Below are 16,888 nucleotides of genomic sequence, written 5' to 3' on the forward strand. Positions count from 1 at the left end.
CGCCGGGTCGATGTCGCTCGACGTTGACCCGGCCACCACACGCAGGCGCCTACGCTGGCCACATTCTCCGGAGTGCGGTCATGCGAGCGTTGTGGTTGTCCGTTGCCCCGATTGTGCTGCTGGCAAGCGTGCTGGGTGCCGGTTGCGCGGAGCATGCCGGCACCACCACCACCGCCGTCGCGGTGGCACCATTGCCGGTGGTCAGCGAGCGCCAGCGCGCCGAGACCGCCCTGGCCGCCTTCCTTGCCTCGCGCAGCATCCGTGAGATGCCGGCCCATCGCGACGCCAGCGTCGACCTCGATGGCGACGGCATCGATGACCTGCTGATGCTGCTCGACGACCAGAACTGGTGCGATGCCGGTGGCTGCACGCTGCTGGTGTTCCGCGGCGGCGCCGATGGCTACCGCCTGGTCAGCGACTCGGTGTCCACCCGCGCGCCCATCGCGGTTGCCGACCGTATGAACCGCGGCTGGCACGACCTGATGGTCACGGTCGGCAGCGAGGGTGAATCCGGCGTGGTCGCGCTCGAGTTCGACGGCACGCGCTACCCCAGCGACCCGACCATGGGCGCCCTGCTGGATCCCTCGCGCCTGATCTCGGCCAAGCCCCTGATCGCCGCAACAGGCACCGCCGTAGCCTCCCAGTAGCCCGGGTAAGCGCAGCGCACCCGGGACGGCCCGACTCAGCGGCTGGACGCGTCCTTCACCACCACGCCGCCCTTCATCACGAACGGCACCGACTCCAGCAACGTCACGTCCTGGATCGGGTCGCCAGCGACGGCGATCAGGTCGGCCCAGCGATTGGCCTCGACCAGGCCCACGTCCTCGCGACCAAGCGCCTGCGCGGCGTTGACGGTCGCCGCCTGGATCGCCTGCGCCGGCGTCATGCCGTAGCGGACCATCACCGCGAACTGCTTGCCGTTGTTGCCGTGCGGATAGACGCCCGCGTCGGTGCCGTAGACCATCTTCACCCCGGCCTTGTTCGCCTTGCGGAAGTTCTCGCGCTGGATGTCGGCGACCTCGCGGTCCTTGCGCAGGTTGTCTTCGAGCACGCCGTTCTTCTTGCCTTCGGCCTGGGTGTAGTCGGTGTTGTAGATGTCCATCGACAGCCACGCGCCGCGCTCGCGGGCGAGGCGGATGCCTTCGTCGTCGATCAGGCTGGCGTGCTCGATGGTGTCGATGCCGGCGCGGATCGCGTCCTTGATGCCGTGGGCGCCGTGCGCGTGCGCGGCGACCTTCAGGCCCCACAGGTGCGCCTCGTCGGCGACGGCCTTCATGTCCTCGAAGCTCATCTGCTGCTGGCCAGGCTCGGTGTTGCGCGAGAACACGCCGCCGGTGGCGCAGATCTTGATCACCTGGGCACCGTACTTGCGCAGTTCGCGCACGCGCTTGCGCGCTTCTTCCGGGCTGTCGGCGTTGTATTCGCTTTGCTGGTGCATCGACGGCGGGAAGAAGGTCGAGTCGCAATGACCGCCGGTGGCGCCAAACGCATACGCGGCGGTGACCACGCGCGGGCCGACGACCTTGCCCTCTTCGATGGCCTGGCGCAGGCCGACGTCGTTCCAGGCATCGGAGCCGACGTTGCGCACCGTGGTGAAGCCGGCCATCAGCGTGCTCTGCGCGTGCGGCACGGTCAGGATCGACCAGAAGCGGTCGTTGAACTGCAGCCCGGTGTAGCCGCCGTAGCTCGGGTCGCTGTCGAGGTGGACGTGCATGTCGATCAGGCCCGGCAACAGGGTCATGCCGGGCAGGTCGACGCGGCGTGCACCGGCCGGCGCGGCATCGCCGGCATGGCCGACCGAGACGATACGACCGTCGCGGATCAGCACCTGCGGGCTGTCGACATAGCGGCCGCTGCGCGCATCGAACAGGCGCTGCGCCGTCACCACCACGTCGCCCTTGCCTTCGGCGGGCTGGCCCGGGGTGACGGGTTGGGCCGGCGCGGCGCCGGCAAAGGCCAATGCAACAAACAGCGAGGACAACGACAGGGTCAGGCGGTCTCGCTGCTTCAGCATGGGCGCTTCCTGTGGTTGGATTGGAAAGGTGTCTCAGCGTACAGGCTGCAGTTCCATCACGGCAGCCGGCTGCAGGAACGGCAGCAGCCAGTGGTCGAGCAGCAGGAAGGCGAACAGCGCCATCAGGTAGACGATGGAGTAGTTGAAGACCTTCATCGCATACAGCTCGTCGGGCGGGTCCATCAGCTTCCAGGCATAGCCCAGGAACACCGCGCCCAGCACCAGCGCGCCACCGAGGTAGAACAGGCCGCTCATGCCGGCCACCCACGGCAGCACGGTCACGGCGACCAGCAGCACGGTGTAGAACAGGATCTGCCAGCGCGTGTACTGCACGCCGTGCGTCACCGGCAGCATCGGCACCATGGCGCGCGCGTAGTCGGCGCGGCGGAAGATCGCCAGCGCCCAGAAGTGCGGCGGCGTCCAGACGAAGATGATCAGCACCAGCAGCAGCGCGTGCGGCCAGTCCCACTCGCCGCGCATGCCGGTGATCGCCGCCCAGCCCAGCAGCGGCGGCGCCGCGCCGGCGATGCCGCCGATGACGATGTTCTGCGGCGTGGCACGCTTGAGGAACACGGTGTAGACCACCGCATAGCCGATCAGCGAGGCGAAGGTGAGCAACGCGGTGATCGTGTTGACCCACACCACCAGCACGGTCATCGACAGCGCCGCCAGGATCAGCGCGAACACCAGCGCCTGGGTCGGCGTGATCTGCCCGGCGACGATTGGACGCCACGAGGTGCGCGCCATCTTCGCGTCGATGCGCGAGTCCAGCAGCTGGTTGATCGCGGCCGCACTCGACGCCGCCAGCCAGATGCCGAGGAAGCCCAGCACCGACTCCTTCAGCGGCGGCAGGCCCGGCACTGCCAGGAACATGCCGACCAGCGCGGTGAACACGATCAGCGCGACCACGCGCGGCTTGGTCAGGTCCCAGTACTGCTTGACGGTGCCATGAGGCATGGAAGCCTGGGGCGTGGGTGCTTGGGGCGTCGAAGTAGCCATCACGGCTCCGGCGTGCGCAGGCGCGCGAGCAGCGAGACCAGCACGAACAGCAGCAGCACCGCGCCGGCGTTGTGAAGCACGGCGACGGTCAGCGGCAGGCCGAGCTTGACGTTGGCGATGCCCAACCCGACCTGCGCCAGCGTCAGCAGGCCCAGCAGCGTCGCCCAGCCACGCATGCCCGGCGTGCGCACCAGCTTGAACGCCAGCCACATCAGGTAGACGAAGACGATCAGCGCCATCGTCCGGTGCGCGAGCTGGATGGCGATGCGCGCCTCGCCGTCGAGGATGCCGCCTTCGTAGTCGACGCCGATGCCGCGCCACAGCACGAAGGCTTCGCGGAAGTCGTGCGCCGGCATCCACTGGCCGACGCAGCGCGGGAAGTCGTTGCCGCAGGCAAGCGCGGCGTAGTTGGCGCTGGTCCAGCCGCCGAGCGCGATCTGCACGCCCAGCAGAACGATGCCGGCGATCACCAGTCGGCGGACCGTCACCGCTTCGGCCAGCCGGATCGGCAGGTCGGTCGCACGCCACGCCATCCACAGCAGCAGCGAGAACGTCAGCAGGCCGCCGAGCAGATGGCCCATCACGACGATGGGCTTGAGCAGCCAGGTCACCGTCCACATGCCGAGCAGGGCCTGGAAGATGATCACCGCCAGGGTGATCACGGCGACGCGGGCCAGGTCGAGGTTGCTCCAGCGCAATGCAGCAAACAGCAGGATCGCTTCGCCCGCGATCGCCAGCACCGAGGCGGCGACGTGTTCGCCGTGCATGTACATCGGGATGCCGATCGCCACCAGCGCGGCCGCGGCCAGCACCTGGGCGATGCCGAAGCGGCGCTTGCGTGCCGCCAGCAGCGCCAGGGTCAGGGTCAGCACGCCGAGCGCGCCGGCGATCATGCGGTGGAACTGCTCGCGCCAGGCCTTGTGCACTTCGACCGGGCGGATGGCGGTGGCGGCGTGGTCGACGATCTCGTGGGCGACGGTCGGCCATGCGGCGCGGCCGTAGCAGGTCGGCCAGTCCGGGCAGCTCAGGCCGGCATTGGACAGGCGCACGAACGCACCGAACACGATCACGCCCAATGCGAGCGCGACCGCCAGCCAGGCGATCCGATGGAAGTGGCGATATGTCGCCGGCCGATACTGCGCCGAGCGCGGGGCGCGGCTGTCGGCAGGCTTGTGGTCCACGGCTTGGTTCATGGTTGGCGTCTTGATGAGATCACTTCAGCTTGAGCAGCTTGGCGACATCGGCGCGCAGCCCGGCCGGATCGAAGCCGGGAGGGTAACGCAGAATGACGAAGCCGTACGGGTCGACGACGTAGACCGGCAGATCGCCGTCCTTGCCGGGCACGCGCTCGTCCAGGCGCGGCAGGCCCGCGCGCAGGCGCGGGTCGGGTTGCAGCAGCTTGAGCGTGGCCGGCGCCGGCGTGCTCGCCGGCCATTTGCAGTCGATCCTGGCGCACGACCACAGCACGTGCACGTCGTCGGCATCCTTGCCGAACAGCTGCCATACCGTGTCGATATCGTGGGCGAGCTTGCTGCACTTGGCGCCGCAGTCGGCCGGCGGCGCGACCACAATGCGCCAGGTGCGCTCGCCGCTCTTCCACGCGTACTCCCCGCCATCGAGCAGCCGCGGCGACAGCGCGCGCAGGTCGCCCGGCGGCTTGAGCAGCTCGCCGAAGTTCTTGCTGCCCTGCGGGCGCCAGCCGGAGAAGCGCAGCAGCCCGGCCACCAGCATGGTGCCGAAGAACAGGCCGAAGATGAGCAGCAAGGCGACGCGGTTGCGCTTGCGGTGGTGCTCGTGGGCGTTGGGATTTTCTTGCATGTTCGTCTGCATGGGTTCTTCAGGCCTTTCGGCGCTTTCGGAAAGTCAGGATCAATGCGGTGGCGAGCACCGCCAGGGCCAGTGCGAACCACTGCACGGCATAGCCGCGATGTTTCTCCGGCGGCAGGGTGTTGGGCAGCAACTCCAGGTCGCGCTCGTAGCCCATCTTCATCGCCGGATCCAGGCGCAGCACCCGCGGCGCCAGCGGCGCCGACAGGCCGGTCGCCTTTTCCATCGCGCCCAGGTCGACGCGTGTCATCAGCCAGGCCTGGTGATCGCGACCCAGCGCCGGCCCCAGTGCCAGCCCCGTCGACGGCGGCGGCGCCAGCAGGCCGCGCAGCTCGAGCGCGCCCTCCGGTCGCGGCACCTGCGGCAGCTTGCGGTCACCGGGCAACGGCAGCCAGCCCAGGTCGACCAGCAACGGGCCGCCGTGTTCGGGCAGGAAGATCCGGTACGCACGCACGCCTGCCTGGCCATTGCGCTGCTGGTTGTCGAGCAGGAGCACATCGCGCTTGTCGAACTCGCCACGGCCCAGTGCCCAGTCGTAGGCGTGGGCCCGCGCGGCATCGTCCGCCACGGCCAGCGATTGCGGATCGCGACGTTCGAGCACCTTCGCGGCGGCATCGAGCATCGCTTCCTTCTCGACCGCGCGGTGGGTCTGCCACAGGCCAAGGCGGACGAAACCGGCGATGACGAGCGCGGCCAGGACCCAGGCGACCGCGAGGTTGCGGCGCCTGCTCACGCGTTCGCTCCGCGCGGCTGCGATAATGAACGCCTCGCCCTGCCATGGAGCCGACTGGAGGCCGCCATGAACGATTCACTCAAGACCCTGGTGATCATCGCCTTCCTGATCGTCATTCTCTGGAACCTGGGCGCCGGCCTCTACTACATGCTCGTGGACAAGGGCGAGAGCAAGCGCACCGTCAATGCGCTGACCCGCCGAATCGCGCTGTCCATCGCGCTGATACTGCTGGTGGTGCTGGCCAACTACATGGGCTGGATCAAGTTCCACGGCGTCGGTACCTGACCGCCGGGCGACTCAAAAACAGGCCCCAGAAAAGCAAAAGAGCGACGGCATGCCGTCGCTTTTCTGCTGGACCAGGTTTTCGACGCCGCTGTAGCCGATTGCGAACCCTGGTCCGGGTCGCGGTGCTTACAGCACGTAGACGAACAGGAACAGGCCGAGCCAGACCACGTCGACGAAGTGCCAGTACCAGGCCACCGCTTCGAACGCGAAGTGCTGGTCCTTGCTGAAGTGACCCTTCAGGCAACGGAACCAGATCACCGCCAGCATGATCGTGCCCAGCGTGACGTGCGCGCCGTGGAAGCCGGTCAGCATGAAGAAGGTCGAACCGTAGATGCCCGAACCCAGCGTCAGGTTCAGTTCCTTGTAGGCGTGGATGTACTCCTCGGCCTGGAAGAACAGGAACAGCGCGCCAAGCGCGACGGTCAGGCCCAGGAACACCAGCAGCTGCTTGCGGTGGCCGGCCTTCAGCGCGTGGTGCGCGATGGTGACGGTCATGCCCGAGGTCAGCAGGATCAGCGTGTTGAGCAGCGGCAGGCCCCAGGCCGGGATGGTCTGGTAGACGCCACCGATCGCGCCCGGGCCGTTGCTCGGCCAGGCGGCGCTGAACTGCGGCCACAGCAGCGCGTTGGTCATCACGCCGTCGCCTTCACCACCCAGCCACGGCATCGCCAGCTGGCGGGCGTAGAACAGCGCGCCGAAGAACGCGCCGAAGAACATCACTTCCGAGAAGATGAACCAGATCATCCCCATGCGGAACGAGGTGTCGACCTGCTTGTTGTAGTTACCGCGCACCGACTCGCGCACGACGTCGCTGAACCAGCCGAACAGCACGCCGACCATCAGCGCGAGGCCGAAGAAGAACGCCGGCTTGCCCCAGGTGCCCAGTTCCGAGAACCAGGCGGCGATGCCGATCATGGTGATGAACAGCGCGATCGAACCGAGGAACGGCCAGCGGCTGTGGTGCGGCACGTAGTAGTGGCTGGCGTCTGGCGTATGGGCTTGGGCCATGGCGGCGTTCCGTCTGAGTGGTGCGATTACGAGGAAAGGGGCAACGTCACGGTGCCGACACCGGCGTGGTCGCGGCCTTCGCCGTGCCTTGCGCCTGTGCGGTGAGCGTGTCGTTCTTGAAGAAGGTGTACGAGAGGGTGATCGTCTTCACGTCGGCCGGCAGGTTCGGGTCGACGATGAAACGCACCGGCATCTCCCGCACTTCACCGGCCTGCAGGGTCTGGGCGGTGAAGCAGAAGCATTCGGTCTTGCTGAAGTAGCCCGAGGCGCGCGCCGGCGCGACCGACGGCACCGCGCTGCCCACGATGGTGCGCTGCGCGGTGTTGCGGGCGTGGTAGGTGGTCTCGTACTGCTCGCCCGGCACGACCTGCATCGTCACCTGGTTGGGCGTGAAGTCCCACGGCAGCTTGGAGTTGACGCCACCGTCGAACTGCACGGTGATCACGCGCTTGGCCGCCGGCGTCCTGGCGTCGGCGACGCCTTCTGCCGCGGTGCGCTCCAGGCGGATGCCGAAGACCTTCTCGCATGCGATGCGGTACAGCGGCACCAGCGCGAAGGTCAGGCCGAAGGCGAAGATCGCCACGACGACCATCTTGGCCAGGCCGGCGCTGTTCTTCTTGTCCTGCTGCTGCGGCGCCTTGCTCATTTGCCGAGCACTCCGCCGAGCAGGAACAGCGCGTAGATCGCGACCGCGACCACCGCCACCCAAATGGCGGTGCGGCGCGCCGCCTTGCGGCGCGCTGCAACGTCAGTGGAGTCGGTGATCCGGGTCATGTCGATCAACTTCGATTAGTGCGTGATGTCGCCGTGGGCGAGGTCGCCGTCACGGATGACCGGCGGCGTGGTGAAGGTGTGGTGCGGCGCCGGGCTCGGCACGGTCCACTCCAGGCCACGCGCGGTCGGCCAGGCGCGGGCTTCGGCCTGGACGCCAGCCGCCTTCGAGCGCCACAGGATGAAGGCCATCATGAAGGGCGTGGCGAACATGCCGAACGCGCCGATCGAGCTGACCAGGTTCCAGTCCGCGAACACCACGTTGTAGTCCGGGATGCGGCGCGGCATGCCGGCCAGGCCCAGGAAGTGCTGCGGGAAGAACAGCAGGTTGACGAAGATCATCGTCCACCAGAAATGGAACTTGGCCATGCCTTCGCTGTACATGCGGCCGGACCACTTCGGCCACCAGTAGTACACCGCGGCGATGATCGCGAACAGCGCACCGGTCACCAGCACGTAGTGGAAGTGCGCCACCACGAAGTAGGTGTCGTGGTACTGGAAGTCAGCCGGGACGATGGCCAGCATCAGGCCCGAGAAACCGCCGATGGTGAACAGGACCACGAACGAGATCGCCCACAGCATCGGCGCCTCGAACGAGATCGAGCCGCGCCACATCGTGGTGACCCAGTTGAACACCTTCACGCCGGTCGGCACCGCGATCAGCATGGTGGCGAACATGAAGTAGATCTCGCCACCGAGCGGCATGCCGACGGTGAACATGTGGTGCGCCCACACGATGAACGAGAGGAAGGCGATCGAGGCGGTCGCGTACACCATCGCCTGGTAGCCGAACAGCGGCTTGCGGCTGAAGGTCGGGATGATCTCCGACACGATGCCGAACGCCGGCAGGATCATGATGTAGACCTCGGGGTGACCGAAGAACCAGAAGATGTGCTGGAACATCACCGGGTCGCCGCCGCCGGCCGCGTTGAAGAACGAGGTGGCGAAGAACTTGTCGGTCAGCAGCATCGTCACCGCACCGGCCAGCACCGGCATCACGGCGATCAGCAGGAACGCGGTGATCAGCCAGGTCCAGCAGAAGATCGGCATCTTCAGCAGGTCGATGCCCGGGGCGCGCATGTTGAGGATGGTGGCGATGACGTTGATCGCGCCCATGATCGAGCTGATGCCCATCATGTGGATGGCGAAGATGGTGAAGGCGACGTTGTTGCCACCCTGCAGCGACAGCGGCGGGTACAGCGTCCAGCCACCGGCAGGGCCACCGCCCGGCAGGAACAGCGTCATCAGCAACAGGGTGAAGGCGAACGGCAGGATCCAGAAGGACCAGTTGTTCATGCGCGGCAGCGCCATGTCCGGCGCGCCGATCTGCAGCGGGATCATCCAGTTGGCCAGGCCGACGAAGGCCGGCATGACGCCACCGAAGATCATCACCAGCGCGTGCATCGACGTCATCTGGTTGAAGAACTCAGGGGTGACATGCTGCAGGCCCGGCGTCGCCAGCTCGGTGCGGATCACCACCGACATGCCTGCGCCGATGATGAACATGACGAAGCTGAAGATCAGGTACAGCGTGCCGATGTCCTTGTGGTTGGTCGAAAAGAACCAACGCTCGATGAAGCCCTGCTTGTGGGCGTGATCATCGTGATGGGTGTCAGCGTGCGTGACGGCCATGGCCTACCTCAGGATTGCGTGACGATCAGCCGGCAGCCGCGACAGCGGCGACGGCTTCGGTGTTCGGGGTGGTGCCTTCCGGCGCCGGCGTTTCGGCCGGGGCGGTGGCAGGCTCGGCGGGGGCTGCAGCAGGCGCGGCGGGAGCGGCGGCCGGGGCCGGGGCGTTCCTGGCCTTCTGCGAGGCCAGCCACTGCTGGTATTCGGCCTTCGGCACGGCCTTGACCACGATCGGCATGAAGCCATGGTCCTTGCCGCACAGCTCGGCGCACTGGCCGCGGTAGATGCCCGGCTCCTTGATGTCGGTCCAGGCCTCGTTGACGATGCCCGGGATCGCATCCTGCTTCCAGCCCAGGGCCGGCACCCACCAGGCGTGGATCACGTCGTCGGCGGTGATCACGAAGCGGATCTTGGTTTCGGTCGGCAGCACCAGGACGTTGTCGACGTCGAGCAGGTAGTGCGGGTTCTGGGCGATGGTCGGGACGGCCTTGCTCTGGCGGACCTCGTCGCTCTTGCGGTCGAGGCGGCTGGTGAAGGCCACGTTCTCGCCCAGGTACTCGTACTTCCACATCCACTGGTAGCCGGTGACCTTGACGGTCATCTCGGCATTGCGGGTGTCGTACATCTTGATCAGCTTGCTGGTGGCCGGGAATGCCATTGCCACCAGCAGCACCACCGGGACCACGGTCCAGACGATTTCCAGCTTGGTGGAATGGGTGAAGTCCTTGTCCGGCACCGCACCCTTGGAGTGGCGGAACTTGACCATGGCCACGGCCATGGCGCCGAACACCAGGATGCCGATGATCACGCAGATCCACAGCGCGAGCATGTGGGCCTCGTAGGCATTGACGGACTGGGCGGTGACGCCCTTGCCCATGTTCAGCTGCCACGGCTTGGGATCGGCCGCCTGCGCGAACGCAAGGACCGGCAGCGCCATTGCGGCGATGCCCGCTGCCCACTGCTTGAAACGACCGGCTTTCATCTGTTCGAGCCCCAGAAATATCAACTAGGTAACGTGTAGGGATACGGTTGCTGCGTCGTGCTCCGCGGGCTGCCTCTCCCGGCACCGGCCGCGCAACACGCGGGGACCGTCCGGACGGAGGTGGCTGGCGAGCCCCTGACACTCGGTACGGGGCCCATCACGCCGGGGCGGATGGCCCCATAGCGCTACGGATAACCGAGAAATGGTAGCCGCCGACCACTGTTGCGGCAACCCGCGAGATGCATGTAGCCGCTCACAGACCTTGCAAAAACGGCTCTTTGCCGCACAAAAGGGCCTCGCGGCCTGTTTTGCCCTGCCGTACCTGCGACCCCGGGTGCGCTTCGCTTACCCGGGCTACGGACCCCGGCCAGGCAACGTAGCCCGGGTATGCGCAGCGCACCCGGGGCCGCCACCCACAGATTCGACCCCAGCCAGCCCGTCCCGGCCGCCGGCGCACAGGCCAGCGCCACGCATAGCCTCTAAACTAGTGGGCTCCCCACGGCAGTCTCCCCGGGCCAGATGACCATCAACGCTTCCCCCGCCGTCCCCTCCGACGGTCCGCCGCCGCCGCGCGTGCTGCTCAGCCCCGAACTTCCGCCGCCGCCGGCCGCGCCCCGTGCCGCGATCACCGCAGGCTGGGTCCGCGACGAGGCCGGGCACGTGCGCGCACTGCTCGAGCTCGCGCGCCTGCCCGACGCCGAGCGCGACGCCGCCCAGGCCACCGCCGCCGGCATCGTCCAGCGCGTACGCGCCCGCGCCAAGGACCAGGGCGCGATCGAAGCCTTCATGCGCCAGTACGACCTGGGCAGCGAGGAAGGCGTGCTGCTGATGTGCGTGGCCGAAGCGCTGCTGCGCATCCCCGACCAGGACACCGCCGACAAGCTGATCCGCGACAAGCTCGGCGATGCCGACTGGAAGCGGCACATGGGCCAGTCCGACTCGGTGCTGGTCAACGCCTCGACCTGGGGCCTGATGCTCACCGGCCACCTGGTCGACCTCAACGACGAAACCAAGCGCGATGTGCATGGCGCTTTCAAGCGCCTGCTCGGTCGCGTCGGCGAGCCGGTGATCCGCCTGGCCGTGCGCCAGGCGATGAAGATCATGGGCCACCAGTTCGTGATGGGCCGGACGATTGGCGAGGCTCTCGCGCGCTCGGTCAAGGGCGCCAATGCGAGCTACCGTTATTCGTTCGACATGCTCGGCGAAGGCGCGCTGACCACCAGGGATGCGCTGCGCTACCTGCAGGCTTACCGCGATGCGATCCATGCGATCGGCAAGAGCGGTAACTTCGTCGGCACCGACGTGTTCGCCGCACCCTCGATCTCGGTCAAGCTCTCGGCGCTGCATCCGCGCTACGAGCATGCCAAGCGCGAACGCGTGTTCGCCGAACTCACCCCGCGCGTGCTCGAACTGGCGCAGCTGGCCAAGTCGTACGGCATCGGCTTCACCATCGATGCCGAGGAAGCCGACCGCCTGGAGATGTCGCTGGACGTGATCGCCGGCGCCTACGCCGATGCCTCGCTCAACGGCTGGGAAGGCTACGGCCTGGCCATCCAGGCCTACCAGAAGCGCGCACCGGAAGTGATCGCGTACATCGCCGACCTCGCCCGCCGCCACGGTCGCCGCATCCCCGTGCGCCTGGTCAAGGGCGCGTACTGGGACAGCGAGGTCAAGCGCGCCCAGGTCGACGGCCAGGCCGGCTACCCGGTGTTCACGCGCAAGCCCAACACCGACGTCAGCTACCTGGCCAACGCGCGCCGCATGCTCGAGGCCGGCGACGCCATCTATCCGATGTTCGCCACCCACAACGCGCAGACGATCGCCACGATCCACCAGCGCGCGAAGTCGATGGGGCGCGCGAAACACTTCGAGTTCCAGAAGCTGCACGGCATGGGCGACGACCTGTACGCCGAAGTCATCCCGGCCGACCGCCTGGATGTTCCGTGCCGCGTCTACGCGCCGGTTGGCAGCCACGAAGACCTGCTGCCGTACCTGGTGCGCCGCCTGCTCGAGAACGGCGCCAACTCCAGCTTCGTCAACCGCATCACCGACGAGGCCATCGCCATCGATGACCTCATCCACGATCCGGTCGCCACCGTTTCCGCATTCGAATCCATCGCGCACCCGCGCATCCCGCAGCCGGTCGATCTGTACCGCAGCTACGGCATCGACAGGACCAATTCCATGGGCATCAACTTCGCCAACGACGACCAGCTGCGCGCACTCGCCGAGCAGGTCAACCAGGCCACCCGCAGTGACTGGCGCGCGACCCCGCTCGTGCCGGGCGCGACCATCGGCGGCGCCAGCATCGCCGTGACCAATCCCGCCGACCGTCGCGAGACCGTCGGCCAGTGGCAGGCGGCCGATGCCGCCACGGTCGAGCTGGCGCTGAAGAATGCCGTCGCCGCACAGGACGCCTGGAACACCATGCCGGCCGCCAGCCGCGCCACGATCCTCGAATACGCCGCCGACCTGCTCGAGCAGCGCATGCCGCAGTACCTGGCGCTGTGCACCAAGGAAGCCGGCAAGACCCTGCCCGACGGCGTCGCCGAAGTGCGCGAGGCAGTCGACTTCCTGCGCTACTACGGTGGCCAGGCGCGCAAGCTGTTCGCGGTCGAAGCGCTGCCGGGCCCGACTGGCGAGTCCAACACGCTGCAGCTGTCCGGCCGCGGCGTGTTCGTCTGCATCAGCCCGTGGAACTTCCCGCTGGCGATCTTCGCCGGCCAGATTGCCGCCGCGCTCGCCGCCGGCAACGCCGTCATCGCCAAGCCTGCCGAGCAGACCAACCTGATTGGCTATTACGCGGTGAAGCTGCTGCACGAAGCCGGCATCCCCGAGGCCGTGCTGCAGTTCCTGCCCGGCGACGGCGCGACCGTTGGCGCCGCGCTCACGCGCGATCCGCGCATCGCCGGCGTCGCCTTCACCGGCTCGACCGACACCGCGCGCGCGATCAACCGCGCCCTGGCCGCGCGCGACGCCGCGATCGGCGTGCTGATCGCCGAGACCGGCGGCCAGAACGCGCTGATCGCCGACTCGTCGTCGCTGCCGGAGCAGGTGGTCAAGGATGCGATCGGCTCGGCCTTCACCTCGGCCGGCCAGCGCTGCTCGGCCGCGCGCGTGCTGTTCGTGCAGGACGACATCGCCGACAAGGTGACCTCGATGCTGGCCGGTGCGATGGCCGAGCTGAAGGTCGGCGACCCGGGCCTGCTGTCGACCGACGTCGGCCCGGTGATCGACGAGGACGCGCTGAAGATGCTGGTCGACCATGCCGCGCGCATGGACGTGGAAGCGACGAAGATCGGTGAAGTGGCCGTCGACGCCGACGCCGCGCACGGCAGCTTCTTCGCTCCGCGTGCGTATGCGCTCAAGTCGCTGGACCAGTTGCACAAGGAGGTCTTCGGTCCGGTGCTGCACGTGATCCGCTGGAAGGCCGACCAGCTCGACGCGGTGATCGATGCGATCAACGCCACCGGTTACGGCCTGACCCTGGGCATCCACTCGCGCATCGACGAGACCATCGAGAAGATCAGCGCGCGGGTGAAGGTGGGCAACTGCTACGTCAACCGCAACCAGATCGGCGCGGTCGTCGGCGTGCAGCCCTTCGGCGGCCAGAACCTGTCCGGCACCGGCCCCAAGGCCGGCGGCCCGCACTACCTGCCGCGATTCACGACCGAGAAGACCATCACCGTGAATACGACGGCAGCGGGTGGCAATGCGTCGCTGCTGACGCTGGGCGACTGATACACCTCGGGCTTCGTTCTGCGGTCCTGCGTCGTCCCCGGGTGCGCTTCGCTTACCCGGGCTACGCGTTGGGCCCATGGCGCCGTTAAGCGGAAGAAGGGCGAAAAAAAAGCCCCGCCGAAGCGGGGCTTTTTCATGCGGCAATGAACCGCTCGATCAGAAGTTGTACTTGGCCGAAACGCCGTACAGGTTGATCGTCGCGTCATACTCGCCGAACAGCGTGTGACCACCCTCGGTCAGACCGATCTGCGGGTTGCTCACGTCGAGGTAGGTGTAAGCGAAGTTGACCTCGAGGTTCTGCGTGGCCATCCAGCTGGCACCGACCGAGTACCAGGTGCGGTCCTCGTCCGGCAGGCGCGGCGTGCGCGTGGCGAACGTGGTCGGCGTCTCGTCGTAGGCCCAACCGGCGCGGAAGGTCCAGGCATCGTTGAACTTGTACTCGCCACCCAGCGAATAGAAGCGCGTGTCCTGCCAGCGGAACTGCTCAACCGAGTTCGGATCCGGGTTGACGAAGTCGATGTTGATCTGCTGCAGCGACTCCCAGCCGGTCTCCGAGTAATCGGCCAGCAACACGAAGCGGTCGGTGAACTGGTACGACACCGAAACGGTCGTGACCGACGGCGTGGTCAGCTTGGCACCGGCGCCACCGTCCTGGAACAGCGGACGGGTCGTCGGGCTCGCACCCAGCACGGCCTGCACATTGCCCGGCACGGTCCAGTCGACGGTGCCGCTGATGTCGTGGTCGATTTCCGAACGGTACGAGAGGCCGATGCCGAGCTTGTCGGTCGGGCGCAGCGTGGCGCCGACCAGCCAGCCCATGCCGGTGTCGTCGCCTTCGATCTCTGCATGGCCGTCAGCAGCCTGCGGACGTGCGAACGGCAGCGGACGGGTCGCCGGGTTGGCGAACAGCAGGCTGCCGAAATCGACGGACTTCGACAGGGTCACGTCGGCGCGCTCGTAGATCAGGCCCAGGCCGACCGAGAACTTGTCCGGAATGATGTCCAGGGCAGCCGACAGGGTCAGGTCGACGGTCTTGAGGTCCGACTTGTCGGCGTAGTAACGGCCAACCCAGCCAGCTTCGTATTCGGTCTTCAGGCCGAACGGTGCATCCACCTGGGCGCCAAGGGCAATGCCGTTGTCGAACTTGTGGATGAAGGCCATCGACGGGACCGGGATCACGTCGCCGGCGTCGCCGCCGTCACCGCCGGTGATCGGACGACCGAGGGCATCGTAGCCGCCGCCGTCGAACTCGAACCCGAGGTCGATCACGGTGACGTCAGCCTGGAAAGAGGTGCCTTCGAACTGCGCCATGGCGGCCGGGTTGTTGGAGACAACCGAGACATCGCCCGGGGCGATGGCCGAACCCGCGAACGAGCGGCCCTGTGCCTTGACGCTGTTTTCCTTGATCTGGAACGCAGAAGCGTGAACCTGACCGATTGCCAGTGCGCCGGTGATGCCCAGAGCCAGCGCCGACAGGCGGGTGAAGCGGTGAACGTGTTGCATGCGTGTAGTCTCCATTGGAGTATTTATGTCTTCCGCGGCCGTCATTGCCTTGGCACCCGGCCGATTCGGGCGCCAGATGCGCGCCGGAAACCCCTCCCGACGTACGACGCCGTATGCACTATAGCGCGGCAGTTAACCCGAAGCTAACAATAGCCGGCATGCCCGTCCGCACTTGCACGCACCTCCAAACCCGGCCTGTCCTGCCCTTTCCGGGCCGGGAGACCTGACCGGTGTTCGTCTCGATCCCGACCCGCGAGCGCACCCCGCTTCGCTGGGCCACGCCAGCCCTGTTCAGCGTCCTGTGGCTGTGCTTTATCGGGGTCGAGCTGCTGCCGGACTCCGATCAGAGACGCCTGCTGCTGGAATGGGGCGCCCTGTCCGGCGGGCTGGCTTCGCCCGATGAGTGGTGGACCTCACTGCGCACCGGCGCCGCGCTTCGCCTGTTCACCGCCCTGTTCCTGCATGCCGACTGGGCCCACCTGCTGGGCAATCTGGTGTTCCTGCTGATCTTCGGCCTGCCGGCTGAGCGGGCGATGGGGCCGTGGCGGCTGCTGATGCTGTTCCTGCTGGGCGGCGCGGTGGCCAACCTCGCGGCGGTGATCGCCATCGCCACCCCGGATCGGCTGATCATCGGCGCCAGCGGCGCGGTGTCGGCCCTGATCGGCGCCTACCTGGCCCTGTTTCCGAGCGCCAAGCTCGGCGTGGTGGTGCCGCTGGGCCTGTTCCTGCAGTTCGTGAAGGTGCCGGCGCCCCTGCTGATCGGCGTGTGGGCGCTGCTGCAGCTGCTCTTCACCTTCATCGGCCCGGCCTTTGGTGCCGTGGCCTGGTCGGCGCACCTGGCCGGCTTCGCCTTCGGCGGCGTGTTCGCACTGATCGCGCGCGCCGGCATCGCCAGGCGCCTGCGCAGAAAGCGCGGACTGTAAGCAAGACAGCCTCGTCAGGCCTGTCGCTCAAACTTGAGAAGACACGGTTCCCGCCCCATTGTCTGGGCTACTGCTGCGTCGAATCGCCGCGGACCCCAACGTCGGACATTCCCTGCGCCATGGCCAAGCCCCTCTACAAGGTGACCTTCCTCAACGCCGGCAAGGTGTACGAGCTGTATGCCCGTCACGTCGGGTCCGGTGCGCTGTGGGGTTTCACCGAAGTCGGTGAGCTGGTGTTCGATGTCCACGAGGGCGTGGTGATCGATCCGACCGAGGAGCGGCTGCGCGACGAGTTCGGCAACACCCGCGTGCTGCACCTGCCGATGCACAGCATCGTCCGGATCGAGGAAGTCGAGCGCAAAGGCCAGTCGGCGATCCGCGATGCGACCACCGGCGAGAAAGTGGTCACGCCGTTTCCGCTGCCGGCAAAGCCGCGCTGATTGGCGATGCAGGAGCCACCCGGGCTCCTGCAG

General features: G+C 67.3%; 16 protein-coding genes. 5 read left to right on the forward strand and 11 right to left on the reverse strand.

Annotation, left to right across the window (positions count from 1 at the left end; genetic code table 11):
• Window positions 1-80 precede the first annotated feature (80 nt).
• Window positions 81-647: a hypothetical protein gene (locus tag MNR01_RS09770; RefSeq protein WP_241917633.1), complete on the forward strand. Its 567-nt coding sequence runs from the start codon at window positions 81-83 to the stop codon at window positions 645-647.
• Window positions 648-682: 35 nt separating this feature from the next.
• Here MNR01_RS09770 and MNR01_RS09775 read toward each other — a convergent pair whose 3' ends face one another.
• Genes MNR01_RS09775 through MNR01_RS09795 form a run of 5 tightly spaced genes read right to left on the reverse strand, consistent with a single transcriptional unit; the run spans window position 683 to window position 5,573 of the window.
• Window positions 683-2,014, reverse strand: coding sequence for an amidohydrolase family protein (locus MNR01_RS09775; protein ID WP_305852233.1), 1,332 nt, complete (start codon window positions 2,012-2,014; stop codon window positions 683-685).
• Window positions 2,015-2,047: 33 nt separating this feature from the next.
• Window positions 2,048-3,013, reverse strand: coding sequence for a heme o synthase (locus MNR01_RS09780; RefSeq protein ID WP_256451837.1), 966 nt, complete (start codon window positions 3,011-3,013; stop codon window positions 2,048-2,050).
• Entirely contained in the window at window positions 3,013-4,206 is a 1,194-nt protein-coding gene (locus MNR01_RS09785) for a COX15/CtaA family protein (RefSeq protein WP_241917635.1), read from the reverse strand. Before MNR01_RS09785 ends, MNR01_RS09780 begins: the two co-directional genes overlap by 1 nt.
• Before the next feature lie 19 nt (window positions 4,207-4,225).
• Window positions 4,226-4,831, reverse strand: a complete 606-nt coding sequence (locus MNR01_RS09790) for a hypothetical protein (RefSeq protein WP_241917636.1) — start codon at window positions 4,829-4,831, stop codon at window positions 4,226-4,228.
• A 19-nt stretch (window positions 4,832-4,850) separates the two neighbouring features.
• On the reverse strand, window positions 4,851-5,573 hold the full coding sequence (locus tag MNR01_RS09795) for an SURF1 family protein (protein ID WP_241917637.1): 723 nt from the start codon (window positions 5,571-5,573) through the stop codon (window positions 4,851-4,853).
• A gap of 66 nt (window positions 5,574-5,639) precedes the next feature.
• Here MNR01_RS09795 and MNR01_RS09800 point away from each other — a divergent pair, with 66 nt between their 5' ends.
• On the forward strand, window positions 5,640-5,858 hold the full coding sequence (locus MNR01_RS09800; RefSeq protein WP_241917638.1) for a twin transmembrane helix small protein: 219 nt from the start codon (window positions 5,640-5,642) through the stop codon (window positions 5,856-5,858).
• Between the two features lie 126 nt (window positions 5,859-5,984).
• Here the strand turns inward: MNR01_RS09800 and MNR01_RS09805 are convergent, their stop codons facing one another.
• From MNR01_RS09805 to coxB, 5 genes are read right to left on the reverse strand one after another with little or no spacing between them, the layout of a single operon-like run.
• Window positions 5,985-6,866 (reverse strand): cytochrome c oxidase subunit 3, encoded by an 882-nt coding sequence (locus MNR01_RS09805; protein WP_241917639.1) that lies wholly within the window; start codon window positions 6,864-6,866, stop codon window positions 5,985-5,987.
• Window positions 6,867-6,912: 46 nt separating this feature from the next.
• Window positions 6,913-7,512, reverse strand: a complete 600-nt coding sequence (locus MNR01_RS09810) for a cytochrome c oxidase assembly protein (RefSeq protein ID WP_241917640.1) — start codon at window positions 7,510-7,512, stop codon at window positions 6,913-6,915.
• Window positions 7,509-7,640, reverse strand: a complete 132-nt coding sequence (locus tag MNR01_RS17465) for a hypothetical protein (RefSeq protein ID WP_256451838.1) — start codon at window positions 7,638-7,640, stop codon at window positions 7,509-7,511. The genes MNR01_RS09810 and MNR01_RS17465 overlap by 4 nt, the downstream gene beginning before the upstream one ends.
• 15 nt (window positions 7,641-7,655) lie before the next feature.
• Complete coding sequence (ctaD, locus tag MNR01_RS09815; protein WP_241917641.1) at window positions 7,656-9,269, reverse strand: cytochrome c oxidase subunit I; 1,614 nt, start codon at window positions 9,267-9,269, stop codon at window positions 7,656-7,658.
• A 25-nt stretch (window positions 9,270-9,294) separates the two neighbouring features.
• On the reverse strand, window positions 9,295-10,203 hold the full coding sequence (gene coxB / locus MNR01_RS09820) for a cytochrome c oxidase subunit II (protein WP_241920582.1): 909 nt from the start codon (window positions 10,201-10,203) through the stop codon (window positions 9,295-9,297).
• A gap of 564 nt (window positions 10,204-10,767) precedes the next feature.
• Between coxB and putA the strand changes: the two genes are divergently transcribed.
• Window positions 10,768-13,989: a bifunctional proline dehydrogenase/L-glutamate gamma-semialdehyde dehydrogenase PutA gene (gene putA, locus MNR01_RS09825; RefSeq protein WP_241917642.1), complete on the forward strand. Its 3,222-nt coding sequence runs from the start codon at window positions 10,768-10,770 to the stop codon at window positions 13,987-13,989.
• A gap of 156 nt (window positions 13,990-14,145) precedes the next feature.
• On the opposite strand, the gene MNR01_RS09830 is transcribed toward putA, so the two are convergent.
• Entirely contained in the window at window positions 14,146-15,492 is a 1,347-nt protein-coding gene (locus MNR01_RS09830; protein ID WP_241917643.1) for an outer membrane protein transport protein, read from the reverse strand.
• A 230-nt stretch (window positions 15,493-15,722) separates the two neighbouring features.
• On the opposite strand from MNR01_RS09830, the gene MNR01_RS09835 reads away from it, so the two are divergent.
• On the forward strand, window positions 15,723-16,415 hold the full coding sequence (locus MNR01_RS09835) for a rhomboid family intramembrane serine protease (protein ID WP_241917644.1): 693 nt from the start codon (window positions 15,723-15,725) through the stop codon (window positions 16,413-16,415).
• Between the two features lie 119 nt (window positions 16,416-16,534).
• The gene (locus MNR01_RS09840; RefSeq protein ID WP_241917645.1) at window positions 16,535-16,855 is read left to right on the forward strand and encodes a DUF1820 family protein; all 321 of its coding nucleotides are present in this window, start codon (window positions 16,535-16,537) and stop codon (window positions 16,853-16,855) included.
• Window positions 16,856-16,888: the final 33 nt, after the last annotated feature.

This window comes from Lysobacter sp. S4-A87, assembly GCF_022637455.1.
In the GTDB taxonomy this organism is placed as follows: domain Bacteria; phylum Pseudomonadota; class Gammaproteobacteria; order Xanthomonadales; family Xanthomonadaceae; genus Lysobacter_J.